This is a genomic window from Streptomyces sp. SD15 (assembly GCF_054462255.1).
Window position 1 is genome coordinate 1 of the sequence record NZ_JBTLMO010000151.1, and the last position, 875, is coordinate 875.

The 875-nt window shown below is 68.0% G+C and carries 1 pseudogene; it reads left to right on the top strand.

Annotation, left to right across the window (positions count from 1 at the left end):
• Positions 1–115: 115 nt before the first annotated feature.
• Positions 116–875: pseudogene (locus tag ACX28W_RS43965) on the top strand (transposase family protein); the annotation flags it as partial.

Sequence of the window (875 nt, forward strand, 5' to 3'; positions counted from 1 at the left end):
GTGAGCCGTTTCCCACCTGAGGCGGCTGCCCACGAGTTGGACGACCCAGTGAAACAGCGAAGCTCCTGGTAGACGGTTTCACGACCAAGATCAACCGTGCTGCCAGGAGTTTCGTGTGCTTGTCTACCCGTCAGCGATCAACCTGTCCAGCCGCACTCTGCGCTACCTGACCGAGCAACTCACCGTTCGGCGGGGTGAGATCGGCACGCGGTGGCGACGGCGGGCGGCCGGACGGCAGGCCCTGCTCGCGCTGGCCCATCTGCGCTGCGGTGACACCTGTGCTCAGCTCGCCGCCGGATTCGGTATCGGGATCGCCACCGTCTACCGCTACATACGCGAGGCCGTCGACGTCCTGGCCGCCCTCGCGCCGGACCTGGCCGAGGCGATGAAGACGGCCCGGACGAAAGCATGCGTGATCCTGGACGGCACGCTGCTGCCGATCGACCGGATCGCCGCCGACACCCCGTACCACTCCGGCAAACACAAACGCCACAGCATGAACGTGCAGGTCCTGACTGATCCGTTCGGCCGCCCGCTGTGGGCGCTCGCCCGCCCTGCCCGGCTCGACCCACGATCTGACGGCCGCCCGCCCCCACGGCATCATCGACGCACTCGCTGCCGGCGGACTGAAATGCTGGGCGGACAAGGCATATCAGGGCGCCGGGCACCCGGTCCGCGTCCCGTTCCGGGGCCGCCGCCTCAAGCGATGACAGCGGCGCCACAACACCACCCACACCAAGATCCGCTGCGTCGGCGAGCAGGCCATGGCCGTCCTGAAGGGCCGGCGCCTCCTGTGCAAGCTCCGCTGCAGCACGACCCGCATCACCGACATCGTGAAGGCCGTACTCGTCCTTCACCGCTCCTCAACGTCAGGT